Here is a 255-nt window from a genome sequence, read left to right as displayed (position 1 = left end):
ATATCAACCCCTGTTTCCGCAATGATTGCCGTGGCTGCGCGTTCCTTGACACCGGGGATGGTTTGCAGGCGTTCGTATGGTTTGGGGTAATGTTCTTTGCAGAGCCGGACGAGTTCTTGCTGACAGTCCGCCGTCTGTTCTTCGATCAGGTCGAGTGTTTCCTTCAATTGTCTGAGAACAATCAGGTCAGTTTCTGAGAACGAGCCTGTCAGCGCGGCTTTCACCCTCTCACGTCCATGTTTATTGAGTATGCGT

At 51.8% G+C, this 255-nt stretch carries 1 pseudogene; it reads right to left on the bottom strand.

Annotation, left to right across the window (positions count from 1 at the left end):
• Window positions 1-255: pseudogene (locus tag Tanf_RS01540) on the bottom strand (IS110 family RNA-guided transposase); the annotation flags it as partial.

Source organism: Tannerella forsythia (assembly GCF_001006485.1).
GTDB classification, from domain to species: Bacteria; Bacteroidota; Bacteroidia; order Bacteroidales; family Tannerellaceae; genus Tannerella; species Tannerella forsythia.
The sequence above is the reverse complement of the archived record's forward strand: the minus strand, read 5'-3'. Positions and strand labels throughout refer to the sequence as shown.